The sequence below is a fragment of the Bradyrhizobium sp. SZCCHNPS1003 genome (assembly GCF_032381555.1).
Lineage (GTDB): Bacteria > Pseudomonadota > Alphaproteobacteria > Rhizobiales > Xanthobacteraceae > Bradyrhizobium.
Window position 1 is genome coordinate 63,464 of the sequence record NZ_JAUHIU010000023.1, and the last position, 26,128, is coordinate 89,591.

Here is a 26,128-nt window from a genome sequence, read left to right on the forward strand (position 1 = left end):
GAAGATGAAAGGGGATTGCAGAATACTGGGTTACTGCTAGGTTTACACGGTGGGAACCTGGCGAAACCAGGGCCGAACCGTGAAAGCGTGAGCGATGTCCGAGGCCGCCGATAGCAGCACAGACTCCCGCCCCGTGCGCCTGCGCGAAGCGCTGCGCCAGGCCCGGATCGAGGCCGCGGACCGAACGGGCGTGGTGGTCGACCTGCGCGACGCCGAGGTGGCTCGGCTGGAGATCCTCAACGACGCGCTCGACCCCCTGTTCGCGGAGATCCCGAGCCAGCTCGATCTGTTCGACCGTGGCATCAGCCAGGGCGAGACGCCGCGGCTGTGGATCGACGTCGTCGCCCATGTCGTGATGGGGCGTGACAAGCGGCAGTATCGCTTCGTGCAGGACACCCGCAACGGCCGCATCGTGCTCGTCGAGTCGCACGACATCGGTGCGATCGTGAAAGCCGTCACCGACTACGTCGCCCGCCGCATGGTCGAGCGCGAGCGTGCCTTCAGCGTCGCCCGGGCTCAGGCGAAGGAGACCAGCGAGGCGGCGCGGCGGCGCGGCGGGTTCTGGCCGTTCGTGCTCGGCTTCGTGCTTGGCGCGCTGTCGCTGTTCGGGGTCGCGTTCTATGCGAGCCTGCAGCAGATCTGAGGACTTGGCCGCGACTCAAAGCAGGCGGACCTCGCGGATTTCGCGCACGCGCAGCGCCTCGTTGACCGCGCGCACGGTCATGTCGCAGCGCCAGTGATTGCCGTCGCTGCTGATGGCAAACATGTTGTAGGCCGCGGCTGGATAGTGGCCATGCGCGATCGAGGAGGCCGAGGGCACGCCGACGACCGGGATCTTGCGCTCCGGGCCGTCGATCCAGATGGTCGAATGCACGTGGTCATGGCCGTGCAGGATCAGCTCGACGCCATGGCGCGCGAGCAGCGCGATCAGCTTCTTGGCGTCGGTCAGCCGCTTCATCCGGTGGGCCGAGCGCAGCGGATGATGCACCAGCAGCACGCGGAACAGCTGCTCGTGCGCCAGCGATTCGAGCAGCAGCTCAAGCGCGGCGAGTTGCGCGCTGCCGATCCGTCCCGTCGCCATGAACGGCGCCGAGGGCACGGCCGAGGACAGGCTGATCAGCGCCAGCGGCCCGCGCCGGCGCAGCGACGGAAACGTTGCCGGTCCCGCGGCATCGCCGCCGAAATAGTCGGCAAAGCTCTCGGCGAAGCGCAGCCGGGTCGAGCGCACATAGGCGTCGTGATTGCCCGGGATCGCGGTGACCCTGTCCGGCGGCCCCACCGTCCGCAGCCAGGCCTGGGCGATGGGGAATTCGGATTCCAGGGCGAAATTGACCAGATCGCCGGTGACGGCGATCTGGTCCGGCATCTGCGCGTGCAGATCGGAGATGAGCAGATCGAGGATATCGCGGCGATGGTATTTGTAGCGATTGCGCGTCCAGTTGAGATAGCCGAGCGCGCGCTTGCCGGCGAGCTCCGACAGGCGCGGCTTGTGCTGTGGCGCGAGATGCGGGTCGGACAGATGGGCGAGCGTGAAGGCGGCCATTATGCCCCTCGGTGCCGATGGCGGATGCAAGCGCGCCCAGATGTCATCTCGTGCTATCCCTCGTGGTGCCCGGCTCTCATGACAAGCCCTGCCAGCGAGCGCAAGAACAACCAGGACGACGACAGCGATGACGACACATCTGAGCCGGCTGCGGATCCGGTTCGAGCCCGTGCTCCGGCGCGGCTTCCATCTCTATTGGCGCTTCGCCCGCGGCATGACGCTCGGCGTCCGCGGCGTGGTGCTGGATGCCGAGAACCGCGTGTTCCTGGTCCGGCATGGCTATGTCTCGGGTTGGCACCTGCCGGGCGGCGGCGTCGAGGTCGGCGAGACGTTCATTGAGGCGCTGACGCGGGAGCTGTTCGAGGAGGGCCGGATCGCGCTCGAAGGCGAGCCGGAGCTGCACGGCATCTTCCTCAACAGCCACGTCTCGTCGCGCGACCACGTCGTCGTCTTCGTTATCAAAAGGTTCACGCAGGACCGGCCGCCGGAGCCGAACCTCGAGATCGTGGAGACCGGATTCTTCGCATTTGATGCGCTGCCGGAGGGAACGACGCTCGGCACGCTCTCCCGCCTGCGCGAGGTGCTAGACGGCGTTAAGGTCATTCCCACCTGGCGGCCGGAACAGCACGTTGCCGCCGGATCATTATGAATTTCTGCACCGAATGAGGGCAGTCTCCCGGCCGTGGGAGAGGGGTCGATGATATCACCTTCGATGCGGATCGCCGTGCTGGTGCCCTGCTACAATGAGGAGGCCGCGGTCGCCACCGTGGTCCGCGATTTCAAGCAGGCGTTGCCGACGGCCACGGTCTATGTCTACGACAACAATTCCAAGGACCGCACGATCGAGGTCGCGCGCGCGGCCGGCGCCGAGGTGCGCTCTGAGCGGCGGCAGGGCAAGGGCCACGTCGTCCGGCGCATGTTCGCCGATGTCGATGCTGACATCTACGTCCTGGTCGATGGCGACGCGACCTATGACGCGCCGAGTGCGCCCGGCATGATCGCGCGTCTCGTCAGCGAGCGGCTCGACATGGTGGTGGGTCTGCGCGTCGACCAGGAGCAGGCCGCCTATCGCATGGGTCATCGCACCGGCAACTGGATGCTGACGAGCTTCCTCGCCGAGGTGTTCGGCCAGGCCTTCAAGGACATCCTGTCCGGCTACCGCGTATTCTCGCGCCGTTTCGTCAAATCCTTCCCCGTCCTCTCCGACGGCTTCGAGATCGAGACCGAGCTCACCGTGCATGCGCTGGAGCTGGCGCTGCCGGTGGCCGAGGTCGCGACGCCATACTACGCGCGGCCCGAAGGGTCCGTCTCCAAGCTCAACACCTGGCGCGACGGCTTCCGCATCCTCGGCACGATCCTGAAGCTGTACCGCTCGGAGAAGCCGCTGCGCTTTTTCAGCGCGATCGGCATCTTCCTCGCGCTGGTCTCGATCGGCTTCGCGATTCCCATCTTCGTCACCTATATCGAGACCGGGTTGGTGCCGCGGCTGCCGACCGCCGTGCTGTCGATGGGCCTGATGATCATGGCGCTGCTGTCGGCCTCGTCGGGCCTCGTGCTCGACACCGTCACCCGCGGTCGCCGCGAGATGAAGCTGCTGGCCTATCTGTCACACGCGCCGATCGAGGGGTGATGCAGGCGAAAGCTTGTGTCCGTCCACCGTTCCGGTCATGGTTCGGGCGCCAACGTCCTGAACGAGAACACCGCCTCCATGCCCATCCTCAACAGCATCGCCGCGCTCGCCGACGACATGGCCGCCTGGCGCCATGATTTCCACGAACATCCGGAATTGATGTACGAGGTGCATCGCACCGCCGGCATCGTCGCCGAGCGCTTGCGCGAATTCGGTTGTGACGAGGTGGTGACGGGCATCGGGCGCACCGGCGTGGTCGGTGTCATCCGCGGCCGTCGGACGAGTTCAGGTCGCACCGTCGGCCTGCGCGCCGACATGGATGCGCTGCCGATCGAGGAAGCCTCGGGGGTGCCCTATGCGTCGAAGACGCCGGGCCTGATGCATGCCTGCGGCCATGACGGCCATACCGCGATGCTGCTGGGTGCCGCCAAGCATCTCGCCGACACGCGCAATTTCGACGGCACCGCGATCGTGATCTTCCAGCCCGCCGAGGAGGGCGGCGCCGGCGGCAAGGCGATGGTCGACGATGGATTGATGACCCGCTGGGGCATCCAGGAGGTCTACGGTCTGCACAATGCGCCGGGCGTGCCCGAAGGCGTCTTCGCGCTGCGGCCGGGCCCGATGCTGGCGTCATCGGACCAGCTCGAGATCACCGTCCGCGGCAAGGGCGGTCATGCCGGCGCCGGGGTTCACAAGGCGGTCGACAGCGTGCTGATCGCTGCGCACATCATCACGGCGCTGCAGTCGATCGTGTCGCGCAACGTCGATCCGATCAAGTCGGCGGTGATCTCGATCTGCGTCGTCGAGGCCGGCAAGGCGATGAACGTCATTCCGGAGACCGTCGAATTGAAGGGGACCGTGCGCACGCTCGATCCCGAGGTGCAGGACCTGGTGGAGCGCCGAATTGCCGAGGTCGCCGACGGCATCGCCCGCACCTATGGCGGTGAGGCGACGACGAAATACACGCGGCTCTACCCGATCACGATGAACCATGCGCGCGAGACCGGCGTCGCAGCTGATGTCGCCCGCGACGTTGTCGGCGCGGAGCGGGTGGTCGACAATGCGCCGCCGCTGATGGGGGCCGAGGATTTCGCCTTCATGCTGCAGGCCCGTCCCGGCGCCTTCGTCTTCCTCGGCATGGGCGACGGCAAGGATTGCCACCACCCGGCCTATCGCTTCAACGACAACATTCTCGGCCATGGCGCCTCCTATTGGGTGCGGCTGGTCGAGAAGACGATGCCGGCTGATTGATGCCGGCGGCGTGGCGCTAGCTGCGAGCCGTCGCTTGCAATGACCGTTGGCGCCACTGCCGCGGGCTGCAGCCGCTCCAGCGCGCGAAGGCACGGGAGAACGCGGACGCCTCGGAATAGCCGAGCAGGAAGGCGACGTCGCCGAGCGGCAGATGCGCTTGGCGCAGATAGTGGCGGGCGAGGTCGAGCCGGGTCGCCTCGACGAGGTCGGAGAAGGTGGCGCCGAACTCGGCAAGCCGGCGCTGCAACGTCCACGGCGTGGTCGACAGCGCGTCGGCGACCTCCTCGAGATGCAGCGCGCCGGCTGACAGCCGCCGCCTGATCTCGCCGCGGACCAGATCGAGGAACGCCGGCGTGCCGCACGAGCCGGCGACACTGGCAAGATCGGTCGTGAGCCGCTGCAGGCGTGACAGATCGGCCCCTGGCATGGCGCGGTCCAGGCCGCGGTCGCGAAACACCAGCGCATTGGTGCCTTGCGACCATCCGACGTCGGCATCGAAGGCTGCCTCATGATCGCGCCAGGCGGCCGGCCGGGCATGCTCGAACAGCACCATGTCAGGCGCCCAGCCCGATGGCAGGCACGCGCGGAAGACGTTCGCGAACATGCCCATGGTCAATTCGGCATCCTGCCGGCGATCGACGATCGAGCCGTCGAGGATGCGATATTCGAGGCGGAGAAAGCCGTCCTTGCGGGCGAGGCGGGTCTCGGTGGCCTGCTGATGCCAGGGAAACCACAGCGCGAGGTGCTCGATCGCCGAACCGAGCGTCGGCGCGGACAGCGCGATCTCGCCGATCAGGCCGAGCATCTGCGGCTGGTAGCGCTGGCCGAACCACAGTCCGAAATTGTCGTTGCCGGTCTCCTGCGCGGCGTCTTCCATCATCGCGACATAGTCGGCGAGGTCGAGCGCGCGGCGGGTCTGGCCCAGGCATTCGGCATCGATGCCCACCCGTTCGAATACCGCTTCCGGACGGCCTCCCGTCAGGGCGATGAAATCAGCGACACCGGTCGCAGCAGCGGCCAAAATGTTCCGGCTGCGGTCGCGCGGATGCTCGCGTTCGGCTGCAAGAGGCTGTGCCATAAAATCCTCGCCTTTGAGGACGTACGCCGTCGGTTGACACCTCGTAGTTATGCAAGTCACGTGCCTGCCGAAGCGGGCTATCGATAAAGCCCTCCGCGCAGGGACGCGGAGGGCTTGCCTCGTTCCTGGATCTCGCGGGCCCTGGCGGATCAGTCGGCCATGGCGCGGGCCTCGGTCAAAGCGATGTCGAGCAGATCGTCATTCGCCGCGTTGCCGCGCTTGCCGGCCGTCAGACGATAGAGCAGCAGACCGGCGGCGAACAGCACCACGAAGGCTGCGAACACCTGCAGGTTGAACCAAATCATCGTGAGCAGCGAGAGCGTCGCACACACCAGCGCCACGGCCGGGAGCACCGGATAGAGCGGCGCCTTGAACGGCCTGATAAGATTGGGCTCGGTGGCGCGCAGGCGGAAGAGAGCGGCCATGCTCATGATGTACATCACGAGCGCGCCGAACACGCTCATGGTGACGATGTTCGCCGTCAGCGTCTGTCCGGCGAACTGGATGAGCTCGTCGGAGTAGATCGCGGCGATGCCGATCACGCCGCCGGCCAGGATCGCCCAATGCGGCGTGCGGCAGGTCGGATGCAGTGCGGCGAGCTTGGCCGGCAGGAAGCCGGCGCGCGACAGCGCGAAGATCTGCCGCGAATAGCCCATGATGATGCCGTGGAACGAGGCGATCAGACCGAACAGGCCGATCCACACCAGCATGTGCAGCCAGCCGGAGTTCTCGCCGACCACGATCTTCATCGCCTGCGGCAAGGGATCATTGATGTTGGCGAGCTTCGCCCAGTCGCCGACGCCGCCGGCCATGATCATGGTGCCGAAGGCGAGCACGACGAGCGTCAGGATGCCGGCAATGTAGGCGCGAGGAACGGTCCTCGTCGGATTCCTGGTCTCCTCCGCGGCCATGGCGGCACCTTCGATCGCCAGGAAGAACCAGATCGCGAAGGGGATCGCTGCGACGATGCCGCCGATGCTCGCCAGCGAGAACGAATTCTCACCGGCCCAGCCGTTGGCGGTGAAATTGGCGAAGGAAAAACCGGGCGACACGACGCCCATGAACACCAGGAGCTCGCCAATCGCCAGGACCGTGACGAACAGCTCGAACGTCGCTGCGATCGATACGCCCGCGATGTTGAGGGCCATGAACACCACATAGGCGCCGAGCGCGGCGGTTTTGGGCGACAGCGCCGGAAACTGGACGTTGAGATAGGCGCCGATGGCGAGCGCGATGGCAGGCGGTGCGAACACGAATTCGATCAGTGTCGCAAAGCCGGCGACGAAGCCGCCGAGCGGGCCGAAGGCACGGTAGGAATAGGCGAAGGGCCCGCCGGCATGCGGGATCGCGGTGGTGAGCTCGGTGAAGGAGAAGATGAAGGTCGTATACATCACCGCGATGAAGATCGTGGTGACGAGGAAGCCGAGCGTGCCGGCCTTGTCCCAACCATAGCTCCAGCCGAAATATTCGCCGGAGATGACGAGCCCGACCGCGATGCCCCAGAGATGGAGTCCGGTCAGGCTCTTCGAAAGCGTCGGTTTGGTCTCGTCACTCATGTCCAGTCGCTCCTGTCTGTTTGTGATGGGTGATTTGTGATGACGGTGTGGTCGTCTCGATCGCGGCGTCCGGCGCCGCCTCCTTGAGGCCGATGCCGGTGACGCCGATCCGCAGCGCCTCGCGCACCAGCCAGGCCAGCTTGTCGGCGGCGCGCTCGGCCGACAGCCCATGGTGGTGAATGTTGGAGATGCAGTTGCGCGCGCTGTCGCGCAGGCCAGGGGCAGGGTGCAGTGTCAGATACACACCCAGGGAATCCGCCGCCGACAGACCCGGACGCTCGCCGATCAGGACCGCCACCAGCCGGGCGCGCATCGCGGCGCCGACAGCGTCACCCAGCGCCACGCGCGCCTGCGAAGCCAGCACGACCGGGCCGATAGACAGGCCTGTCAGACGCGCCGCGGTGGCGATCACGACAGCGGCGGCATGGCTTTCGACCGCATCCGCCGACAGCCCGTCGGCAATGATGAAGACGAGATCGTACGGACCGGATGTTAGCCTGGCGGCATCCTCCGCGGCCAGGCGACGCCCGAGGTCGGGCCGGCGCAGATAGCTGGCGCGGTCCGTCGCTGCGCTCGCGACCTTGATCACCTCGCGCGGCGCGAGCGCGTCGGCGATGCCGTCGAAATTGACCTTGCTCCATACGGCATCGCGCGCGAGCGCATGCGCCATCTGGAATTCCAGCTTCGCTGCGGTCGGAAGCCCGTCGCCGGAGCGGCCGAGGGCGACGCGGGCGCGCGTCATCCCGCGCAGCAGGTCGAACGGATCGTCCCTCATGCCCGCGCTCCCTGGCCGATCAGCCGGACTACGGAAGGCGCGCTGCCCGGTAATGGCGGCATGCGGCCGCTTTGGTCGAGCAGGCCCATCCGCGCCAGCCAGGCCTCGAACTCCGGCGCCGGGCGGCGGCCGAGCAGATGCCGCAGCCGCATCACGTCGTGATGCGACAGGCTCTGATAGTTCAGCATGATATCGTCGGCGCCGGGCACGGCGATCAGGAAGTTGACGTTGGCCGCCGCAAGCAGCAGCGCCAGATCGTCCATGTCGTCCTGATCGGCCTCGGCATGGTTGGTGTAGCAGACATCGCAGCCCATGGGCACGCCGAGCAGCTTGGCGCAGAAATGATCCTCCAGCCCGGCGCGGATGATCTCCTTCGCGTCGTAGAGGTATTCGGGACCGATGAAGCCGACCACGGTGTTGACCAGCAGCGGCGAGAAGGCGCGCGCCACCGCGTAGGCGCGGGCCTCGACGGTCTGCTGATCGAGGCCGTGATGAGCCTCGGCCGACAGCGCCGCGCCCTGGCCGGTCTCGAAATACATGACGTTGTTGCCGATCGTGCCGCGCTTCAGCGACAAGGCCGCGTCCTGCGCCTCGGCCAGCAGCGCCAGGGTCACGCCGAAGCCGGCATTGGCAGCCTCGGTGCCGGCGATCGACTGGAAGACGAGATCGAGCGGCGCGCCTTTCTCGATCGCCTGGATCGAGGTCGTGACGTGGCTCAGCACGCAGGACTGCGTCGGCACCTCGAATTTGAGCCTGAGATCATCGAGCATCGTGAGCAGGCGGATGCAGGCCTCGACATTGTCGGTCGCGGGATTGATGCCGATCACCGCATCGCCCATGCCGAACAGCAGGCCATCGAGCGTGCCTGCGGCGATCGCCCGGGGATCGTCGGTCGGATCGTTCGGCTGCAGCCGCGACGACAGCCGCCCCTCCAAGCCGATCGTGGAGCGGAAGCGGGTCACGACCCGGCATTTGGCGGCGACAGCGACGAGATCGCCATTGCCGCAGAGCTTGGAGACCGCGGCCACCATCTCCGGCGTCAGGCCCGGCGCGAGGGCGGCCAGCCGGTCAGCGTCCGCCTCCCAGGACATCAGCCATTCGCGCAATTCGCCGACGGTCAGCGACGCGACGGGCGCGAATGCGGCGGCATCGTGGCTGTCGAGGATGAGGCGCGTGACCTCGTCGCTCTCATAGGGAATCAGCGGCTCGTCGAGGAAACGCCGCAGCGGCACGTCGGCGAGCGCCATCCGCGCCGCCACCCGCCGCGCGGCGCCGTCGGCTGCGAGGCCAGCCAGCTCATCGCCGGACCGGCGCGGCGAGGCGCAGGCCAACAGCGTCTTGAGATCATCGAACACATGAGTTTCGCCGCGATGGCGCGACCGGAACGCACCCGTCATCTTCGACCTGCCGCTCGTGCTGCGTCAGAGCGGTCCCAGCGGCCGCGACGGCGACCACAACGCTCATGACCTGAGGCAGGTTAAGCGAGGGCGGCTCCGGAAACTTGACATCTTAGCACAATCTTCGGTCACGCCACGCGAATGCTCAGAAAATTGGCATCGGTGCCCCCCCCGGCGGCGGGCGAATGCTGTCAACACGTGGACGGCCCGCCATGGACCGCGCCGCTCCAGAATGCTATCTCGCCACCCCACATGAGTGACCTGTCCATTACGATCTCCGCCGAAAAGCCGGGCGACGCGCAGGCGATCGAGCGGCTGCATGAGCGCACCTTCGGCCCCGGCCGCTTCGTGCTGAGCGCCTACCGCTTGCGCGAGCACGTCGATCATCTGCTCGCGCTGTCGTTCACCGCCCATATCGGCACTTTGCTGGTCGGCTCGGTGCGGCAGCTCCCGATCTGCGTCGGTGACACCAAGGCGCTGATGCTCGGGCCGCTGACGGTCGAGCCGCCGTTCCGCAAGCACGGCATCGGCCGCATGCTGATGGAGCGCTCGATCGCGGACGCGCGGGCGCAGGGCCATCGCTTGATCCTGCTGGTCGGCGACGCCGCCTACTACAGCCGTGTCGGGTTCAAGCCGGTGCCGAAAGGCCGGGCGATCATGCCGGGCCCGGTCGACTACAACCGGCTGCTGGTGAACGAGCTCGTCGACGGCGCGTTCGAGGACGTCGAGGGCGCGATCCGTCCTGACTGGGACTACGCTAGGTAGGTCGTCATTGCGAGCGAAGCGGCGAAGCGAAGCAATCCAGAGCCCCAAGAGAAGTCTGGATTGCTTCGTCGCTTCGCTCCTCGAAATGACGAAGGAAGGGGGTTGTCGCGTTTCACGCCCCTCTGAGCTCGCAATCAGAACTTGAGATTGGCAAAGATCCGCACGCCGATGCCGGGCAGCAGCACCTCGTCCTTGGTGTAGGAGACCGAGTTGCGGATCTTCTCGTTGAGCAGATTGTTGCCGACGAGGCCGACCAGCATCTCGCGCGCGCCGAACATGTTCGGGTTGAGCTTGGTCCGGTAGCTGACCTCTGCCTTGAGCAGGTTGTAGCCGGGCGTCGGAGTCTCCGCGATCGGCGCGATGTCGTTCTGCGCGAAAGCGTGCAGCAGATTGATGCGGGTCAGCCAGTTGGCATCGCGCCAGAACAGGCCGCCGCCGACGCGCATCGGCGGGATCCGCGGCACGTTGACGCCACCCGGGAAGGTGGCTCGGACGACGTCGAACTGGTTCTCGATGCCCCAGATGCCGGTGCCGAGCTGGGCGACATCGTACTGGCTCTGGAACTCGAAGCCGCGGAACAGCGCGTTGCGCTGCGAATAGACCGCTTGGTTCAGCGCGGTGCCCGTGGTGCCGCAGGACGCGAAATCGTCGTCGCACATCACGCCGGTCAGCCGGCGATAAATGAAGTTGCTGAACTGCGTGTAGTAGGCCGTGGCCTCGAAGCGGAACGGGCCGGTCGCCTTGCGCAGCCCGGCCTCGACGGTTTTGGCCGTCTCGATGGTCAGGTTCGGATTGCCGATGTCGAAGGTTGCGGTCGCATCATGGCCGCCGCGCGAGAACAGCTCGGCTGGCTTCGGCGCGCGCTCGACATATTGCGCGGTCACGCTCGCCACCAGATCGCCCGGCAGGTTCTGCAACAGGCCGACGCTCGCGCTCTTCGGCGTGTACGACGGATTGCGGGCGATGTTGGCTTGCGGCGTGCCGTCCGGCAGATAGTCGACCGGAAAGTTCGGTGTGGAGCCGTTCAGCGCGACGTGCTCGATCCGGCCGGCGACCTGCGCCTTGGTCGAGGGCGAGAAGGCGAACTCATTGAAGACATAGCCGGCGACGCGATTGTTGGTGTTGGGGCCGAACAGGCCGTTGAACACCGAGCCGGGGTTGTCGGGGCTCGGCGCATTCAGCTCCTGGTGCCCGGCCTGCACGCCATAGGCGGTCGTCAGCGTGGCGAAGCGCAGATTGACGGGCATCATCTGCATCTCGACGCGCGCTTCCTGCTCGCGATTGGTGAAGGTCTGGCGCACGCCATCGGTGGTCGGGTCGGTGACGGCTGCAAGGCCGAGCTCATTGTGCCGATAGTCTGTCGCGCCGGCCCAGAATCGGATCGCATCGATCGCCGCGGAGTCCGGGCGATACTCGCCCTTGGCGGTGATCTTGGTCTGGTGTGCGTCGATCCGGGTCCGGCTGTCGGCGCCGTCGATGCCGGGGATGTGGTAGAGCGCATCGGTCTGCTGGATCGCCGCGCCGATGAAGCCGCCGGTGAAGAAATAGCTGCCGCCGATCGAGGCGCCATCGTTCTGCACGGCGGAGTTCGGCTGCCTGCCGTTCACCGGGCGGGTCTGGTCGAACAGATAGGGGTAGCCCGGAATCGAATAGTCGCCGGTCTTGCGGCCGTAGGCATCGGCATGAAGTGCGAAGTTGCCGCCGCCGGCATCGAGCAGCACGCCGCCCTCGACGCCGCGGTCGACCGAGCTGAACGAGGTGCGCGTTTCCGCGGTGACGCAAGGCGCGCTGCCCGCGGCCGGCGCGCTCGCCGGCAGGCCATAGGTCTGAAACGGCGCGGTCGAACAGGTCGGCAGGGCTTGCGGAATGCGGTTGTTGGTAGCGCTGACGACGCCGCCGATCGAGGTGGAGCCGTAGCGCAGCGCCGCGGGGCCGCGAACGACCTCGATCTGGTCGCTGGTGAGCGGATCGATCGGCACGAAATGATCTTCGCCGAGATCGGACGCACCGCCGCCGCCGATGCCGTTCTCGACGATACCGACGCGGTTGACGTCGAGGCCGCGGATGATCGGCCGGCTCGAGGCGCCCGGCGCGAAGCTCGATCCGGTAATGCCGGGTTTCGAATTGAGAAGGTCGCCGAGCGTGGCGGCGCCGGAGCGGCGAAGCTCCTCGTTCGGCACCACGGTGACGGTTGCGAACTGGTCGGTGACGACAGGCAGCACACCCTGTTGCGGCGGCGGTGGCGCTGATTGTGCTTCTCGCGCTGGCGTCGGCGCACGGGGCCCGCGCGCGACGCGCGCGGTAGGATTGGGCCGCGGCACCACCGGCTTCCGTGCCCGTATCGGGCTCGGCGCTGTCACGTTGACCTCGGGCAACTCGGCCGCCGGCTTCGGATCGTCAGCGCGCGCGGGCGCACCCAAAACGCACAACATGGCTGCGGCGCTGCAGCCCGACATCAAGGCTCTCGACAACATCGTTCAATTCCTGATCCTGATCAGGCGTCCCACGTCTTTCGTTGCTGGCGGGATGCGCCTGCCGTCGGCTTGCGACGGACCCATTCCTGCACGCGGCCGCCGTGCGCGTGAGCGCAACCGTGGCGGCGTTTCGAGCGGTTCAGATCAGGCGATGGGAGGAGCGCGCGGCTGGAAGGCGGTGTCGACGACAACAGCCGCGACAGTGGCGGTGATCGCATCGGGCAGACGAAATGCCACCGCTTCAGGAGGCGTCAGAACGGGCGTCGGTGATAGCAGGATCGATTGCGCCATCGCCATGACGGCGCAGATGGCGCAGCCATCGGCGGAGGGCTGCTGGTCGGGGTCCTGGCTTGCGGGAGAGGAGCCGGTATGGGCCTGTGCGGTCGTGATACGACTGCCGTCCAGGCTCTGCGTGGAGAGCCAATGAACATGGCCGAACGCGAGCGCGAATTGCAGCACCAGCGCCAACAGCGCGAGCCGCGAGACATCTTTGATGTTCGCGCGAAACCAGCTCATCGCCAGCTCTGGCTCATGTGATCTGGCTCATGTGAGTAGGCCACCCCGTTCGGCTGAGAGGCTCAGCCTTTGTTACAATGTAACATCGCAGAGGCGCCTCTTAGCTGTCAATCAGAGCGCCGCGGCAACGGATGGAAACCGGCTCGCTGTGCCCTTCGCGCCACGTCGCGCGCCGCCGTGGTGCGCGTGTGTCTTCGTGTCAGCGTCCCTCGCGCACCCAGGTTGCGGCGAGCGCGCCGAGCAGCAGCAGCAGGCCGATCACGCCGGCGAACATCGGCAGCACGCCGACGCCCTTGACCACGCTGGCGTCGCGCATCCGCACGCCCATCCAGCCGTCGCCGCTGAACAGCGTCGATGACCTGACGGGGACGATACGCGGCAGGTCGATGCCGGAGCCGTCGGCGATGCGGCGGGCGTCGCCGCCGGTCGCCTGTGCCAGCGGCTTCAGGGTTTCGGTGGTCGAGGTGACCTCGGAGAATTCCTTCGGATTGGTCGGGCCGACATTGATCAGCGCCTTCAGCGTGCCGTCGGTCGCCTGCCACAGGCCGAGCTCGTTGGCGGGCAGGGTCGCGCGCCATTCGCCGGGATCGCCCTGGCTCAGAGTGAGCTCGCGCGTGGTGCCGGACGGCGAGGTCACGGTCACCGGCGGGACGGTGTCGCCCATGGTCTGGCGGATGACGGCGAGATCCTTGCCTTGAATCTGGAGCCGCAGCGCTTCCTCGTCGAGATCAGGCTGCTGCATCAGCCAGTGCGACATCCGCCTGAGCAGATCGAGATGCGGTCCGCCGCCTTCGTAGCCGCGTGCCCACAGCCAGATGTGGTCGGACAGCAGCAGAGCGACGCGGCCGGCGCCGAAGCGCGACAGCAGCAGGAGCGGCTTGCCATCGGCGCCGGTCATGACCGGCGGACTGACCGCATTACGCGTCTCGACGGTGCGGAAGAAGCGGCTCCAGCGCGGCGGCTCGGAGCCCGAGCCCTCGAGGCCGCGCGTAACCGGATGCCGTTTGCCGGCGTCAGATAGATGCGCATAGAAGGGCTTCTCGGTGACACCGACCGGCTCGGCGGGCAGCACCGAATCGAGCGGTGTGCGCCAGATGCTGGTGTTGGAGGCGTAGTCCGGCCCGGCCGAGACCAGCACCGCGCCGCCATTGCGCACGTAGCGCGCGATGTTGTCGAAATAGGCGATCGGCAACACGCCCTGGCGGGCGTAGCGGTCGAAGATGATCAACTGGAATTCGTTGATCTTCTGCTGGAACAGCTCGCGGGTCGGAAACGCGATCAGCGACAATTCGTTGATCGGGGTGCCGTCCTGCTTCTCCGGCGGCCGCAGGATGGTGAAGTGGACGAGATCGATGCTGGCGTCCGACTTCAGCAGGTTGCGCCAGGTGCGCTCGCCGGAATGCGGCTCGCCCGACACCAGCAGCACGCGCAGCTTGTCGCGGACGCCGTCGATCGAGACCACGGCGCGGTTGTTGACGAGGGTCAGCTCGTTGTCGAGCGGCGAGGCCTCGATCTCGACGATGTTCTGGCCTTCGTGCTTGATGTCGACGTCGACATTGGCGGCCTGGCCGCTGGTCAAGGTGCGTTCGCTGATGACCTCGCCGTCGCGCCGGATCACGACCTTGGCGCTGGCGCCGCTGACGCCCTGGTCGTCGAGCCGGAAGCTGATCGTCTGCGGCTGGCCGACGATGCCGAAGCGAGGGGCGGCGGTGATCGCGACGCGGCGGTCGCGCTCGGCCTTCTGGCCCGTGATCAGGGCCTGCAGCGGAGCCTGGAAGCCGAGCGCGGCAACGTTGCCGGGAATGTCGTGGACGCGTCCATCCGTGATCAGGAAGGCGCCCGCGACCCGATCGACCGGGACGTCCGACAGCGCCGAGGTCAGCGCGCTGAACAGATGCGTGCCGTCGGTCTCGCCATCGGCCTGACCGGCATCGACCACGCGGACCTCGAGGCCCTTGATCTTCTTCAAGCTGTCGACCAGCGACTCCTGGGCCGCTTGGGTCTGCTTGTTGCGGTCACCGAAATTCTGGCTCGGGCTCTTGTCGACCACGACGGCGGCGACCGAGCTTAGCGGCTCGCGGTCCTCGCGCGTGAACTGCGGATTGGCCAGCGCGAGCGCGATCAAGGCGAGCGCGGTGACGCGGATCCAGGCCGAGCGCGAGCGGCCGAGCAACAGGAGCGCGGCGATGACGACGATCGCGCCGATCGCGAGCCACAGCACGACTGTCGGGACCAGAGGCGTGAACGCGATGCCGTAATTCATGAGGCAAACTCGCTGGCTTCGTCATGGCCGGGCTTGTCCCGGCCATCCACGTCATTCCCTCGGAAAACAGGGGCGTGGATGCCCGGCTCAAGGCCGGGCGTGACGACGGAGGTTTTGGCGCGGCTGCGCGTGGCTATTGTCATCACTGCCCAAGCCGTTCGATCAGCGCCGGCGCGTGCACCTGGTCGGCCTTGTAGTTGCCGGTCAGCGTGTACATCACGATGTTGACGCCGGCGCGGAAGGCGAATTCGCGCTGTCGCGGCTCGCCGGGAACCATCGGCAGCATGGCCTGGCCGTCGGGGCGGATGGCCCAGGCGCCGGCGAGGTCGTTGGAGGTGATGATGATCGGTGAGACGCCGTCGCCGCCGCGCGCCGGACGCGAGGCGCTGTCCTCGTCCTCGTCTTTCGGCAGCGCCTCGACCCAGGTCTGGCCTGCGGTGAAGCGACCGGGGAAGTCGCGCAGCAGGTAGAACGTCTTGGTCAGCACGTGCTCGCGCGGCACCGGCTCGAGCTCGGGGACGTCGAGCGACGACAGAATCTCGCGCAGCGACTGCATGCCCGGGGTCTGCTGCGCGCCGTTGTCGCCGGGCGGCGCCTCGACCGCATCCCGGGTGTCGAAGATGACCGTGCCGCCCTGCTTCATGTAGGCGTCGATCTTGTTGATCGCGTCCTGCGGCGGCTTCGGCGTGCCCGGCACGATCGGCCAGTAGATCAGCGGGAAGAAGGCGAGCTCGTCATGCGCAGGATCGATGCCGACGGGGTCGCCGGCTTCGAGCGCCGTGCGCTGCGCCAGGAACAAGGTCAGTCCGGTCAGGCCGGCCTTGACGATGGAATCGACGTCGGCATTGCCGGTCACGACATAGGCAAGCCGCGTCTGCGACACCGCGCGCATGGCGAAATCGTCGCTGGCGGCGTCGGCGCGCGCGGCCGTCGGCATCGCGACCGCGAGCAGGGCGCCGGTTGCAAGCACCGCAAGCGCGATGGACGCGGGCGCTGCACGCCGCCACCGCGCGAGCGAGGCCAGCACGCCGCCGAGCAGGGCGACGATGACCGCGTCGATCAGGAACAGCAGCAGTGCGGTCGACAGCAGGATGCCCCGGAGATCGCGCGGCTCGGCGGTGGTGTAGCTGGCACGCTTGGCGCGCAGCGTCGACGTGTCGAGCTGCAGAATGCGATCGGCGGGGCTGAGCGTGTTCACTGCGGTGGGTCCCTCGGCTGGGCCATAGAATCCGGGTGGATGATCCAGCGAAGCCCGGTCGTTGAAATCCGCCGGCAGCGGCTTGGCGGTCGAAGGCGGCGGTCCGAAGGCGCCGAAGCCGTCGAGGATGTGCAGCGGCGCCAGCGTGGCCTTGGCGGTCTCACCCGCGGGACCAGGGCCCGGCGTCGAGGTGTAGCCGGACATGTCGACGATGCGGCGGAGCATCTCCACCATGGCGCCGGACATCGGCAGATCGGACCAGCGCATGTCGGCGCTGACGTGGAACAGCGCGATCAGGCCCTTGCCGCGATGCTCGCCGGTGACGAGCGGCGTGCCGTCCTCCAGCGAGGCCCAGCTCTTGGTCGCCAGCACGGCGTCGGGCTCGGCGAGGACCTGGCGATTGACCGTCACGTCCTTCGGGACGGTGATGCCGGCGAACGGGCCGTCGGCGGCGAACGCGGCCAGGTGTTGCGGCTTCTCCCAGGTCAGGCTGCCGCCCAGGGTGCGGCCGCCGCGGCGCAGCTTGACCGGCACGAGATCGTCGTCGCCCTGCGCCAGGCGCGGGCCGGCGAAGCGCACCAGCACGCCGCCATTCTCGATCCAGCCGTTGAGACGGTCGCGCAGCTCCGGCGACAGCGTGCCGACGTCGGCCATCACGATCATCGGCACCTTCTGGTCGAGGAACTGCGTGATGACCTGCTGCGGAGCGCCGCGATCACCGAGGCGGAGATCGGCGAACGGCGCCAGCGCGCGCGTCAGATAGAAGGTCGGCGCGAGCAGCGGTTGCGCGGTGTCGCTGGTGGCGCCGGAGACGATGCCGACCGCACGCCGCCGCCAGCGCTTGTCGAGCAGTTGCACGGCGCCTGCGGAGCGCTCGCCGGCGATCTCGAGCCGGGTGATGTCATTGCGCAGCTCGACCGGAAGATCGAAGCTCGCCTCGGCGTCGTGCGCACCGGCGGCGAAGCCGAACTGCGCTTCGCCGAGCGGCGAGCCCTTGGCGTCGAGCGCGCGCACAATGCCGCCCGGAACCGAGAGATCGGCGCGCAGCACCTTCACGGTCATCTTGGCCGCGGCGTTCTCGGCGCCCGCAAGCGCCAGCGGCGACAGGGTGCCGCCTTCGAACACCGTCAGGCTGCGATCGCCGATGGTCTTGGCAAGGCCGGTGACAAACTCGCTGCCGCGGCCGGGATCGACGCCGTCGGAGAACCACATGATCTCGGCATCGCCCGTCGCTTTCAGGAAGCGATCGAGCTGCGGCAGCGCATCGGCGCGCTCGGTCGTGTAGGCCTTGGGCGCGATCTGGCGCAGCGCGACGCGCGCCGCGCCGGCTGGCATCAAGGTGAGGTCGCGTGCGGGCTCCGACAGCGGCATCAGCGCGACGCCGCGGCGGTCGGCATCGGCATTGGCGATGATCTCGTCGGCGGCCCTGATACGCGTGTCCCAGCTCGCCGCCGCGCTCCAGCTGTCGTCGAGCAAAAGCACAAGCGGCGCCTTGCTGCCGACGGCCTCGGTGCGCGGATTCCAGATCGGACCGGCCGCGGCGAAGATCACCAGCGCCGCCGCGATCAGCCGCAGCAGGGTCAGCCACCAGGGCGAGCGCGACGGCGTCTCTTCCTTGGGCGTGATGTCGAACAACAGCCGGGTCGGCGGAAACTCGATGCGGCGCGGCCGCGGCGGCATCACCCGCAGCAGCCACCACAGCACCGGCAGGCTGATGAGCCCGGTCAGCAGCAAGGGTTCGGCGAACGACAGCGGCAGGCCCATCATGCGCCGAGCCCTCCGGGGCCAGCGCCCACTTTGACGCCGCCGCGCGCGCTACCTTTGGCCGTGGTCATACCGGCATGCAGGAACAGCAGCAGCTCGGCGGCCGAGCGGCTGGTGGTGTGGGTTGTGAACAGCCAGTCGAGCTTGCCGGTCTCGGCGCGGATCTGGTCGCGGTGCAGCGCCACGCGGGCGACGTAGTCCTGCGCCCAGCTCTCGGCGCGGCCGGCCGTGATGACCTCGCCGCCCTCCGGCTCGACGAACTCGACGCGGCCGGAATAGGGGAAGGTCTCCTCGGCGGGATCGACCACCTGGACCATCGTGCCGTGCGCACCCGACGCGGACAGGCCGGCGAGCATGGTGCTGATCTCGGAGATCGGTGACCAGAAATCCGACAGCACGACGATCTCGGCGAGCGCGGACGGCACGAAGGAGGGCGGCAGGCTCGGCCTGATCGTCTCATCATGCAGCATCGCCTGCGCGATGCGGTCGATCACGTTGCGGCTCCCGGTCGGATTGATCAGGCCGGGAATGCCGACGCGTTCGCCGCCGGCCACCAGCAACTCGGCCAGGGCGAAGGTCACGATCAGGGCGCGCTCGAGCTTGCTGTCGCGGGCGCCCTTCGACGCGAACGCCATCGACGGCGAGCGGTCCGGCCAGATCCACACGGTGTGCGCGGCCTCCCATTCCTGCTCACGGACGTAGAGATGATCGTCGCGCGCGGAGCGGCGCCAGTCGACGCGCTGCGACGGCTCACCGGAGACGAAGCGGCGGTACTGCCAGAAGCTTTCGCCGGAGCCGGCGCGGCGACGGCCATGCAGACCATGGATCACGTTGGCGGCGATCTGGCGCGCTTCCAGTACCAGCCGCGGCAGCGACGATGCCAACGTCCGGCTTTCGCCATCGGCACGCCGGATTGCGAGAATCTCCTTGTCGGCGTGCCCTGTCGCTGCGGCCATCAGCCAATCCGGCTCTTCAGTTGCCGGATCACGTCCGGAATGGTGCGTCCCTCGGCGCGGGCCGGGAAGGTGAGCGCCATGCGGTGCTTGAGCACGGGCTCGGCGAGATCGAGCACGTCGTCGATCGAGGGAGCGAGGCGGCCGTCGAGCAAGGCGCGGGCGCGCACCGCGAGCATCAATGATTGACTGGCGCGCGGACCCGGGCCCCAGGCGATCAGCTTGCCGGCGTCGCCGGCCTCCGGGCCGGGGCGGGCGGACCGCACCAGCGACAGGATCGCCTCGACCACGGAATCGCCGACCGGCAGCCGGCGCACCAGCCGCTGCGCAGCGATCAGCGCGTCTGCGGTCATCGCGGCCTTGGCGCCGCTCTCTTCGGCACCGGTGGTCTCGAACAGGATGCGGCGCTCGGCGTCGCGATCCGGATAGTCGACGTCGATCTCCATCAGGAAGCGGTCGAGCTGGGCTTCGGGAAGCGGATAGGTTCCTTCCTGCTCCAGCGGATTCTGGGTCGCGAGCACATGGAAGGGCTTCGGTAGGTCATGACGGGCGCCTGCAACCGTGATGTGCTGCTCCTGCATGGCTTGCAGCAATGCCGACTGCGTGCGCGGGCTGGCGCGGTTGATCTCATCCGCCATCAGCAGTTGCGCGAACACCGGGCCGGCGATGAAGCGGAACGAGCGCTTGCCGCCGGCGCTCTCGTCGAGCACCTCGGCGCCGAGAATGTCCGACGGCATCAGGTCCGGCGTGAACTGGATGCGCTTGGCATCGAGGCCGAGCGTCACGCCCAAGGTCTCGACCAGCTTGGTCTTGGCGAGGCCGGGGACGCCGATCAGCAGCGCGTGGCCACCGGACAGGATGGTCACCAGCGTGTTTTCCACCACGCGGTCCTGGCCGAAGATGACGCTGGAGATCGCATCCTTTGCCGCTCGGATCTGGCCGGAGACCTGTTCGGCCGACCGGACGATCGCATCCTCGAGCTTCTCGGCACTCTCAGCCATTCCCATCGCTCCTTCTGCCCCGCATCTTGAACTTTCGGACGGACGTTCCGCTCCAGTTTGCCGGGACACGGATGCCAACCTATGCGAAGGCGCTGTATTCGTTGAGTTAAACTATCCCCATATTATCGGCATTACGGGGTATTGACGGCATCACGTTATGGCGACCTTACATGACCTGCAGGGCCGCCAGGAACTTTTGCACAGACGACGGCGATGGAATCTTGCACCAATCGTGCCAAGGTGGACGCAAACTCAAGGCAAACCATGGCGAAGCAAGGGCAGACCACCGACAACGGACTCGATCGGCTGACGTCGGCGGCAACGCAGGCTGGCACATCCGCAAAGGGACTGCCGCCGGTGCATTTGTGGAATCCGCCATTCTGCGGCGATCTCGACATGCGAATCGCCGGTGATGGTAGCTGGTACTACATGGGCACGCCAATCGGGCGGCCTGCGCTGGTCCGGCTGTTCTCGACGATCCTCAAGCGCGAGGGTGATCGCTATTTCCTGGTCACGCCGGTGGAGAAGGTCGGCATCCGCGTCGATGATGCCCCCTTCACGGCCGTAGAAATGCGGACGGAGAGCGATGCGCGCGGGCCGCTGCTGCATTTCCGCACCAATGTCGACGACTGGGTCGCGTGCGATGCCGAGCACCGGCTGCGCTTCGAGCCTGGCGAGAGCGGCGGCCTGACGCCCTATCTGCATGTGCGAGCCGATCTCTGGGCCAAGGTGACGCGGGCGCTGTACTACGAGCTTGTTGACATGGGTGAGGAGCGGATGATCGATGGGCGTGTCATGTTCGGCGTGGGGTCGGGCGGCGCGTTCTTCCCCATGGCCGATGCAGAACAGGTGAGGGCGGCGCTTTGAACCAGCCCATGGTGAGGAACGGGACCGCTGGGCTCAGTTCAGCCGATTTCTTCGCGCGGGGCCGCGCGCGGTTGCGCTTCGACGTTCCGCAGGCCCTGCTCGATCCGGATGTCATTCCGGCCAGCGGAGATTCCGGCACCGACCGCATGCTCGAGATCATCTCCCGCGAGCAGCCCATCCGCCCCGCGGCGGTGCTGATCCCGGTGGTCGACCATCCCGAGCCGACGGTCCTTTTGACCCAGCGCTCGCCGAACCTCTCGAGCCATGCCGGGCAGATCGCCTTTCCCGGCGGCAAGATAGACGTCACCGATGCCTCGCCGCTCGATGCCGCCCTGCGCGAGGCCGAAGAGGAGGTCGGGCTCGACCGCAGCTTCGTCGACCCGATCGGCTATCTCGACGTCTACGGCACCGCCTTCGGCTTCCGCATCCTGCCCACGGTGGCGCGGGTGCGGCCCGGATTCACGCTCAAGATCAACGAGGGCGAGGTCGACGACGCCTTCGAGGTGCCGCTGGCCTTCCTGATGGACCCCGCCAATCATCAGCTGCATTCCAAGGAGTTTCGCGGCATGGAGCGTTTGTATTACGCGATGCCGTTCGCCGAGCGCTACATATGGGGCGCTACAGCGGGTATCCTTCGGGTTTTGTACGAGCGGGTCTGTCAGCCATGATCCGTGGCGTGTTGACGGAAATCGGAATTTTCCTCATTCCTTTTGCGGTTTATGTGTTGTTCTTGCTCGCGACCAAATCGGGGCTGTTGGTGCCTGTCAACTGGCCCTTTCATCTGATCACAAAATTGACGGTGGCGGCGCTGGTGTTGGTGATTGCAAGTCTGGTCCTGCTCGCCGAGTTCTCCGGCGCGCCGCCGCGTTCGACCTATATCCCCGCTCATGTCGAGAACGGCAGGCTCGTTCCAGGGGTCGAGAAATGATCGGCGCGCGGGTGCTGCATGCGCCCTGGCTCTCGTCCGGTCCCGCCGCGCGCGTGCTCGCGCTGCTCAATTGCGACGGCGAGGAGGCGCGGGTGGTCGGCGGCGCCGTGCGCAATGCGCTGCTCGGCATCGCCATCGGCGACATCGACATCGCGACCACGGCGCTGCCGGCGGAGGTGCTCCGGCGCGCCAAGGCGGCGTCGATCAAGAGCGTGCCGACCGGCATCGACCATGGCACCGTGACCCTCGTGCTCGAGGGGCATCCATTCGAGGTCACGACCCTGCGCGAGGACACCGAGACCTTCGGCCGCAAGGCCAAGGTCGAGTTCGGCCGCGACTGGGTCGGCGACGCGCACCGGCGCGACTTCACCATCAATGCGCTGTCCGTCGGGCCGGACGGCGTGGTGCATGATCACGTCGGTGGTCTCGCCGACATCGCCCAACGCCGCGTGCGCTTCATCGGCGATCCCGCCCAGCGCATCGCCGAGGATTATCTGCGCATCCTGCGCTTCTTCCGCATCCATTCGGCATTCGGCCACGGCGTCCCCGACCGCGAGGGCTATCTGGCCTGCATCGCCGGCCGCGCCGGCCTCGCCGCATTGTCCGCCGAGCGAGTGCGCATGGAGATGCTGAAACTGCTCGTCACCGACGGCGCGGTCGGCGCGATCACGGCGATGGCGGATGGCGGGTTGCTGACGGCGATCCTCGGCGGCGTCGCCTATCTCGGTCCGTTCGCCGCGATGATCGGCATCGAGCGCGAACTGGGGCTTTCGCCGAGCGCGGTCCGCCGTCTCGCGGCGCTCGCGGTCGCCGTGACCGAGGATGCGCGCCGTCTCGGCGTCAGACTGAAGCTCTCCAATGCCGAGACCAAGGCGCTGGACGGCATGGGCCATCGCTGGTGGCGGTTCGCATCCGCCGACGAGGCGCGAGTCCGGCGTCTGCTGTATCGTCTCGGCGAGACCGTCTATCGCGACCGCCTGATGCTCGGCTGGGCGCGGGCGCGCGATCGCGACGACCGGAGCTGGCGCGAGCGTGCGCTGTTGCCGCAGCGCTTCACGCCGCCGAAATTGCCGTTGAAGGCGGCCGATTTCATCGCGCGCGGGGTTGCGGAGGGACCGCTTCTCGGTCATGTGCTCACCCTCGCAGAGGATGCCTGGTTAGCTGCGGACTTTCCGCTCGACGAGGCATCGCTGAACGCGATCGCCGATCAGGCGGCGGCGCGTGTCAACCGCGACGGACGTTCATGAATTTTCTGGCAGGCTTTGCCGACATCTCGCTCCTGCAACTCCTGCTCGTCGCTTCCGTCGCTCTATTCGCTTCGATCATCGGTGGTCTTGCCGGCTACGGCACCGGCGCTCTCATGCCGCTCGTGCTGGTGCCGATGGTCGGCGCCGAACCCGTCGTGCCGATCATCGCGATCTCGGCGATCCTCACCAACCTCAGCCGCGTCGCCGCCTACCTCCAGCATGCCGATCGCACCCGGGCCGGCATCGTCATCGCCGCGGCGGCGCTCACGACCGCGCTCGGTGCCTACGGCTACACGCGACTGACCAATGCCGGCGCGGCGTTCGTGATCGGCACCATGCTGATCATGAGCGTCCCGCTGCGGCGGATCCTGCGCAAGCGCGAGGTCAGGATCGGCAATGGCGGGCTTGCCGCCGGAGCAGTCGGTTATGGCGTGCTGGTCGGCGGCACCTCCGGCTCCGGCGTGATCCTGCTGTCGCTGCTGATGGCGGCGGGCCTGGAAGGCGCCGCGGTCATCGCCACCGACGCGATGATCTCGGTGGCGACGGGCGTCATCAAGATCTCGGTGTTTGGTTTGGCCGGCGTGGTCACGGCGCAGGTGCTGGCCTTTGCGCTCCTGATCGGCGCGGTCGCGGTGCCGGGCGCGTTCCTCGCCAAGGCCTTCGTCGCCCGCATGCCGGTGCACATCCACGCCGCCATCCTCGACGCCGCCGTGATCACCGGCGGCGGCGTGATGATCGCGTCGGCGCTGCGGCACCTGTTGCCGGCGGGATAGCCCTTCGGCGTCAGGCTACCTGCTGTGCTGCTCGGCCTCTACGTCCGCCCCCAGCGGCCGATCAGCATCTTCAGGAAACGCTCCGCCGCAGGCGACATCGTGCCGGTTCTGCGGCGCACGACGCCGATGGTGCGTGAGATCTCGGGATTGAGGATGGGGCGCGTGACGAGGAAGGGATGATCGCTCTGCGGTGTCGCCATCTTCGGAAGAACCGAGATGCCAAGCCCGGCCTCGACGAGTCCAAGCGACGTGGAGAGATGCGTCACCTCGTAGAACCAGCGCAGCTTGATCGCTGATTTGGCGAGCGCGGCATCGAGCAGGGTCCGGTTGCCGCTGGACCGGTGTACGGTGATCAGAGGGTAGGGCTCGAGATCGCCCCAGCCGACCGTCGCCATCGCGGCGAGCGGGTGATCCTTGCGCGCGGCGAGCACGAAGGGATCCTCGACCAGACGGTCGAAGATCAGCTCGGGGTCCGATGCTCCCATCAGGTTGATGCCGAACTCGACCTCGCCACGCTCGACGGCCTGCAGCCCATCGGTGGCAGGCAGGTCGAGAATGCGAAAGCGGATGTTGGGATATTGATCGTTGAACTCGCGGATGACCGACGGCAGGAAGTAGAACGCCGCGGTCGGCAGGCAGGCGATGGTGACGAGGCCTCCGCGATTGAGGCCGCTGTCACGCACAGCAAACAGCGAGCCGTCGAACTCCTCGATCATACGCCGCACGAGCGGCACCAGCTCGGCGCCGAGCGCCGTCAGCGCGACGTGACGCGTCGTGCGCTCCAGGAGCGGCGCGCCGATCGCGCCCTCCAGCTTCTGGATGCGCCGGCTCAATGCCGGCTGCGAGAGGTTCAGGGCCTCGGCGGCCCGATGAAAGCTCTCCAGATCCGAGACGCTCAGGAAGGCCCGGAGGTCTAGGATCTCACAATTGATGTTAATCATGCATCAATACCGCAATTCTTTGCATTTCAAAGATCGATCTCAGCTCAGTATACGCAACAGTAACGTAGATTGATACGAAATTGACATAACTGAGGCCGGCATGAACGATCTGATCTCGATACCGTGCGTCCTGATGCGAGGCGGAACGTCGAAGGGGCCCTTTTTCCTGGCGTCGGACCTGCCGAGCGATCCGGTCCGGCGAGATGAGATTCTGCTCTCGGTCATGGGCTCCGGTCATCCGCTGCAGATCGACGGCATCGGCGGCGGCAATCCGGTCACGAGCAAGGTCGCCATCGTCGGGCCGGCCAGCGTGCCCGGCGCCGACGTGGATTATCTGTTCGCGCAGGTGCGGATCGATCAGCAACTGGTCGATACCTCGCCCAATTGCGGCAACATGCTTGCCGCGGTCGGACCTTTCGCCATCGAGGCGGGGCTGGTGCCGGCGAAAGGTCCGGCGACGCTGGTCCGCATCCACAACGTCAATACGTGCCAGCTGATCGAGGCCGAGGTGCCGACCCCCAACGGCAAAGTGTCGTATCTCGGCGACGCGTCGATCGACGGTGTCCCAGGGCGAGCGGCGCCGATTGCGCTGACCTTTCTCGATGCGGCCAACCGGATGGACGAGATGTTTCCGACCGGCGAGGCCAATGAGACGATCGACGATGTCGACGTCACGCTGATCGACTGCGCGATGCCGATGATGATCGTGCGTGCGGAGGATCTCGGAGTGACCGGTTATGAGAGCGCCGCCGCGTTGAGTGCGAACACGGCGCTGCTGGAGCGGCTTGAGCGGCTGCGCGTGGCGGCCGGCGGGCGCATGGGACTCGGCGACGTCCGCGACCGTGTCATTCCCAAGCCGGTGCTGCTCGCCCCCGCGGTGCATGGCGGCCACGTGTCGGCCCGCTATTTCATGCCGCACGATTGCCACCCGTCGCTTGCCACCACCGGCGCCGTCGGCATCGCCACCTCGCTGATCGTGGCGGACACGGTGAGCGCGCGCCTCGCTGGGCTGCAGGTCGCGCCTGCGGTCATCGGCATCGAGCACCCGATGGGCCATATCGACGTCAAGCTGCAGGAGCGCGATGGCCGGATCGTGGCTGGGATTTTGCGGACCGCCCGCAGGCTGTTCGAAGGCTGCGTGTTCGCAAAGCCCACGACACGGATGGTACACGCCGCCTGAGCGCACGCGCCGTCCGGACTCAATCGAC

General features: G+C 67.2%; 23 protein-coding genes. 11 read left to right on the forward strand and 12 right to left on the reverse strand.

The genetic code is table 11. The features are described from left to right. Positions 1-94: 94 nt before the first annotated feature. Entirely contained in the window at positions 95-643 is a 549-nt protein-coding gene (locus QX126_RS29635) for a hypothetical protein (protein WP_315785682.1), read from the forward strand. A 15-nt stretch (positions 644-658) separates the two neighbouring features. Here the strand turns inward: QX126_RS29635 and QX126_RS29640 are convergent, their stop codons facing one another. Beyond that, positions 659-1,543, reverse strand: coding sequence for a metallophosphoesterase (locus QX126_RS29640; RefSeq protein WP_315785685.1), 885 nt, complete (start codon positions 1,541-1,543; stop codon positions 659-661). 127 nt (positions 1,544-1,670) lie between these two features. On the opposite strand from QX126_RS29640, the gene QX126_RS29645 reads away from it, so the two are divergent. The 3 genes from QX126_RS29645 to QX126_RS29655 all read left to right on the forward strand — a co-directional run bounded on the left by QX126_RS29645 (position 1,671) and on the right by QX126_RS29655 (position 4,424). Beyond that, positions 1,671-2,192: an NUDIX domain-containing protein gene (locus QX126_RS29645; RefSeq protein ID WP_315785688.1), complete on the forward strand. Its 522-nt coding sequence runs from the start codon at positions 1,671-1,673 to the stop codon at positions 2,190-2,192. A gap of 48 nt (positions 2,193-2,240) precedes the next feature. Next, entirely contained in the window at positions 2,241-3,173 is a 933-nt protein-coding gene (locus tag QX126_RS29650; protein WP_315738367.1) for a glycosyltransferase family 2 protein, read from the forward strand. 78 nt (positions 3,174-3,251) lie between these two features. After that, complete coding sequence (locus QX126_RS29655) at positions 3,252-4,424, forward strand: M20 aminoacylase family protein (RefSeq protein WP_315738366.1); 1,173 nt, start codon at positions 3,252-3,254, stop codon at positions 4,422-4,424. Positions 4,425-4,440: 16 nt separating this feature from the next. Here the strand turns inward: QX126_RS29655 and QX126_RS29660 are convergent, their stop codons facing one another. From QX126_RS29660 to QX126_RS29675, 4 genes are all read right to left on the reverse strand, one after another. After that, the gene (locus QX126_RS29660) at positions 4,441-5,502 is read right to left on the reverse strand and encodes an AraC family transcriptional regulator (protein WP_315785691.1); all 1,062 of its coding nucleotides are present in this window, start codon (positions 5,500-5,502) and stop codon (positions 4,441-4,443) included. 149 nt (positions 5,503-5,651) lie between these two features. Beyond that, the gene (gene eat, locus QX126_RS29665; RefSeq protein WP_315773435.1) at positions 5,652-7,058 is read right to left on the reverse strand and encodes an ethanolamine permease; all 1,407 of its coding nucleotides are present in this window, start codon (positions 7,056-7,058) and stop codon (positions 5,652-5,654) included. Further along, positions 7,051-7,833 carry an ethanolamine ammonia-lyase subunit EutC gene (eutC, locus tag QX126_RS29670; protein WP_315785693.1) on the reverse strand — a complete coding sequence of 261 codons (783 nt, stop codon included), beginning with the start codon at positions 7,831-7,833 and terminating at the stop codon, positions 7,051-7,053. Before eutC ends, eat begins: the two co-directional genes overlap by 8 nt. Then, on the reverse strand, positions 7,830-9,230 hold the full coding sequence (locus QX126_RS29675) for an ethanolamine ammonia-lyase subunit EutB (protein WP_315785695.1): 1,401 nt from the start codon (positions 9,228-9,230) through the stop codon (positions 7,830-7,832). Before QX126_RS29675 ends, eutC begins: the two co-directional genes overlap by 4 nt. 252 nt (positions 9,231-9,482) lie before the next feature. On the opposite strand from QX126_RS29675, the gene QX126_RS29680 reads away from it, so the two are divergent. Next, the gene (locus QX126_RS29680) at positions 9,483-9,995 is read left to right on the forward strand and encodes an N-acetyltransferase (protein ID WP_315757014.1); all 513 of its coding nucleotides are present in this window, start codon (positions 9,483-9,485) and stop codon (positions 9,993-9,995) included. Between the two features lie 134 nt (positions 9,996-10,129). Here QX126_RS29680 and QX126_RS29685 read toward each other — a convergent pair whose 3' ends face one another. The 6 genes from QX126_RS29685 to QX126_RS29710 all read right to left on the reverse strand — a co-directional run bounded on the left by QX126_RS29685 (position 10,130) and on the right by QX126_RS29710 (position 20,164). Next, entirely contained in the window at positions 10,130-12,451 is a 2,322-nt protein-coding gene (locus QX126_RS29685) for a TonB-dependent receptor (RefSeq protein ID WP_315785732.1), read from the reverse strand. A gap of 162 nt (positions 12,452-12,613) precedes the next feature. Then, entirely contained in the window at positions 12,614-12,985 is a 372-nt protein-coding gene (locus QX126_RS29690) for a DUF2946 family protein (protein ID WP_315738361.1), read from the reverse strand. A gap of 199 nt (positions 12,986-13,184) precedes the next feature. Beyond that, a complete protein-coding gene (locus QX126_RS29695) occupies positions 13,185-15,248 on the reverse strand; it encodes a hypothetical protein (RefSeq protein ID WP_315738360.1) in 2,064 nt (687 codons plus the stop codon). Positions 15,249-15,390: 142 nt separating this feature from the next. Further along, positions 15,391-18,213, reverse strand: a complete 2,823-nt coding sequence (locus tag QX126_RS29700) for a DUF4159 domain-containing protein (RefSeq protein WP_315776136.1) — start codon at positions 18,211-18,213, stop codon at positions 15,391-15,393. Further along, a complete protein-coding gene (locus tag QX126_RS29705) occupies positions 18,210-19,166 on the reverse strand; it encodes a DUF58 domain-containing protein (RefSeq protein WP_315776137.1) in 957 nt (318 codons plus the stop codon). The genes QX126_RS29700 and QX126_RS29705 overlap by 4 nt, the downstream gene beginning before the upstream one ends. Continuing rightward, on the reverse strand, positions 19,166-20,164 hold the full coding sequence (locus QX126_RS29710) for a MoxR family ATPase (RefSeq protein WP_315738357.1): 999 nt from the start codon (positions 20,162-20,164) through the stop codon (positions 19,166-19,168). The genes QX126_RS29705 and QX126_RS29710 overlap by 1 nt, the downstream gene beginning before the upstream one ends. Positions 20,165-20,428: 264 nt before the next feature. Here QX126_RS29710 and QX126_RS29715 point away from each other — a divergent pair, with 264 nt between their 5' ends. From QX126_RS29715 to QX126_RS29735, 5 genes are read left to right on the forward strand one after another with little or no spacing between them, the layout of a single operon-like run. Further along, positions 20,429-21,031 (forward strand): DUF1285 domain-containing protein, encoded by a 603-nt coding sequence (locus QX126_RS29715; RefSeq protein ID WP_315785698.1) that lies wholly within the window; start codon positions 20,429-20,431, stop codon positions 21,029-21,031. An 8-nt stretch (positions 21,032-21,039) separates the two neighbouring features. After that, entirely contained in the window at positions 21,040-21,699 is a 660-nt protein-coding gene (locus tag QX126_RS29720) for a CoA pyrophosphatase (RefSeq protein ID WP_409997670.1), read from the forward strand. Continuing rightward, positions 21,696-21,959: a DUF6111 family protein gene (locus QX126_RS29725; RefSeq protein WP_315776140.1), complete on the forward strand. Its 264-nt coding sequence runs from the start codon at positions 21,696-21,698 to the stop codon at positions 21,957-21,959. The genes QX126_RS29720 and QX126_RS29725 overlap by 4 nt, the downstream gene beginning before the upstream one ends. Continuing rightward, positions 21,956-23,206, forward strand: a complete 1,251-nt coding sequence (locus QX126_RS29730; protein ID WP_315785701.1) for a CCA tRNA nucleotidyltransferase — start codon at positions 21,956-21,958, stop codon at positions 23,204-23,206. Before QX126_RS29725 ends, QX126_RS29730 begins: the two co-directional genes overlap by 4 nt. Continuing rightward, on the forward strand, positions 23,203-23,979 hold the full coding sequence (locus tag QX126_RS29735) for a TSUP family transporter (RefSeq protein WP_315776142.1): 777 nt from the start codon (positions 23,203-23,205) through the stop codon (positions 23,977-23,979). The genes QX126_RS29730 and QX126_RS29735 overlap by 4 nt, the downstream gene beginning before the upstream one ends. Before the next feature lie 38 nt (positions 23,980-24,017). Here the strand turns inward: QX126_RS29735 and QX126_RS29740 are convergent, their stop codons facing one another. Then, the gene (locus QX126_RS29740; protein WP_315738715.1) at positions 24,018-24,917 is read right to left on the reverse strand and encodes a LysR family transcriptional regulator; all 900 of its coding nucleotides are present in this window, start codon (positions 24,915-24,917) and stop codon (positions 24,018-24,020) included. Between the two features lie 103 nt (positions 24,918-25,020). Here QX126_RS29740 and QX126_RS29745 point away from each other — a divergent pair, with 103 nt between their 5' ends. Beyond that, entirely contained in the window at positions 25,021-26,100 is a 1,080-nt protein-coding gene (locus QX126_RS29745; RefSeq protein WP_315785702.1) for a 4-oxalomesaconate tautomerase, read from the forward strand. Positions 26,101-26,128 lie beyond the last annotated feature (28 nt).

What these genes read in the sequence shown, in the direction of transcription:
- QX126_RS29635 (WP_315785682.1), top strand. Translation starts at nt 95, where the DNA reads ATGTCCGAGGCCGCCGATAGCAGCACAGACTCCCGCCCCGTGCGCCTG.
- QX126_RS29640 (WP_315785685.1), bottom strand. Translation starts at nt 1,543, where the DNA reads ATGGCCGCCTTCACGCTCGCCCATCTGTCCGACCCGCATCTCGCGCCA.
- QX126_RS29645 (WP_315785688.1), top strand. Translation starts at nt 1,671, where the DNA reads ATGACGACACATCTGAGCCGGCTGCGGATCCGGTTCGAGCCCGTGCTC.
- QX126_RS29650 (WP_315738367.1), top strand. Translation starts at nt 2,241, where the DNA reads ATGATATCACCTTCGATGCGGATCGCCGTGCTGGTGCCCTGCTACAAT.
- QX126_RS29655 (WP_315738366.1), top strand. Translation starts at nt 3,252, where the DNA reads ATGCCCATCCTCAACAGCATCGCCGCGCTCGCCGACGACATGGCCGCC.
- QX126_RS29660 (WP_315785691.1), bottom strand. Translation starts at nt 5,502, where the DNA reads ATGGCACAGCCTCTTGCAGCCGAACGCGAGCATCCGCGCGACCGCAGC.
- eat (WP_315773435.1), bottom strand. Translation starts at nt 7,058, where the DNA reads ATGAGTGACGAGACCAAACCGACGCTTTCGAAGAGCCTGACCGGACTC.
- eutC (WP_315785693.1), bottom strand. Translation starts at nt 7,833, where the DNA reads ATGAGGGACGATCCGTTCGACCTGCTGCGCGGGATGACGCGCGCCCGC.
- QX126_RS29675 (WP_315785695.1), bottom strand. Translation starts at nt 9,230, where the DNA reads ATGACGGGTGCGTTCCGGTCGCGCCATCGCGGCGAAACTCATGTGTTC.
- QX126_RS29680 (WP_315757014.1), top strand. Translation starts at nt 9,483, where the DNA reads ATGAGTGACCTGTCCATTACGATCTCCGCCGAAAAGCCGGGCGACGCG.
- QX126_RS29685 (WP_315785732.1), bottom strand. Translation starts at nt 12,451, where the DNA reads ATGTCGGGCTGCAGCGCCGCAGCCATGTTGTGCGTTTTGGGTGCGCCC.
- QX126_RS29690 (WP_315738361.1), bottom strand. Translation starts at nt 12,985, where the DNA reads ATGAGCTGGTTTCGCGCGAACATCAAAGATGTCTCGCGGCTCGCGCTG.
- QX126_RS29695 (WP_315738360.1), bottom strand. Translation starts at nt 15,248, where the DNA reads ATGAATTACGGCATCGCGTTCACGCCTCTGGTCCCGACAGTCGTGCTG.
- QX126_RS29700 (WP_315776136.1), bottom strand. Translation starts at nt 18,213, where the DNA reads ATGATGGGCCTGCCGCTGTCGTTCGCCGAACCCTTGCTGCTGACCGGG.
- QX126_RS29705 (WP_315776137.1), bottom strand. Translation starts at nt 19,166, where the DNA reads ATGGCCGCAGCGACAGGGCACGCCGACAAGGAGATTCTCGCAATCCGG.
- QX126_RS29710 (WP_315738357.1), bottom strand. Translation starts at nt 20,164, where the DNA reads ATGGCTGAGAGTGCCGAGAAGCTCGAGGATGCGATCGTCCGGTCGGCC.
- QX126_RS29715 (WP_315785698.1), top strand. Translation starts at nt 20,429, where the DNA reads ATGGCGAAGCAAGGGCAGACCACCGACAACGGACTCGATCGGCTGACG.
- QX126_RS29720 (WP_409997670.1), top strand. Translation starts at nt 21,040, where the DNA reads ATGGTGAGGAACGGGACCGCTGGGCTCAGTTCAGCCGATTTCTTCGCG.
- QX126_RS29725 (WP_315776140.1), top strand. Translation starts at nt 21,696, where the DNA reads ATGATCCGTGGCGTGTTGACGGAAATCGGAATTTTCCTCATTCCTTTT.
- QX126_RS29730 (WP_315785701.1), top strand. Translation starts at nt 21,956, where the DNA reads ATGATCGGCGCGCGGGTGCTGCATGCGCCCTGGCTCTCGTCCGGTCCC.
- QX126_RS29735 (WP_315776142.1), top strand. Translation starts at nt 23,203, where the DNA reads ATGAATTTTCTGGCAGGCTTTGCCGACATCTCGCTCCTGCAACTCCTG.
- QX126_RS29745 (WP_315785702.1), top strand. Translation starts at nt 25,021, where the DNA reads ATGAACGATCTGATCTCGATACCGTGCGTCCTGATGCGAGGCGGAACG.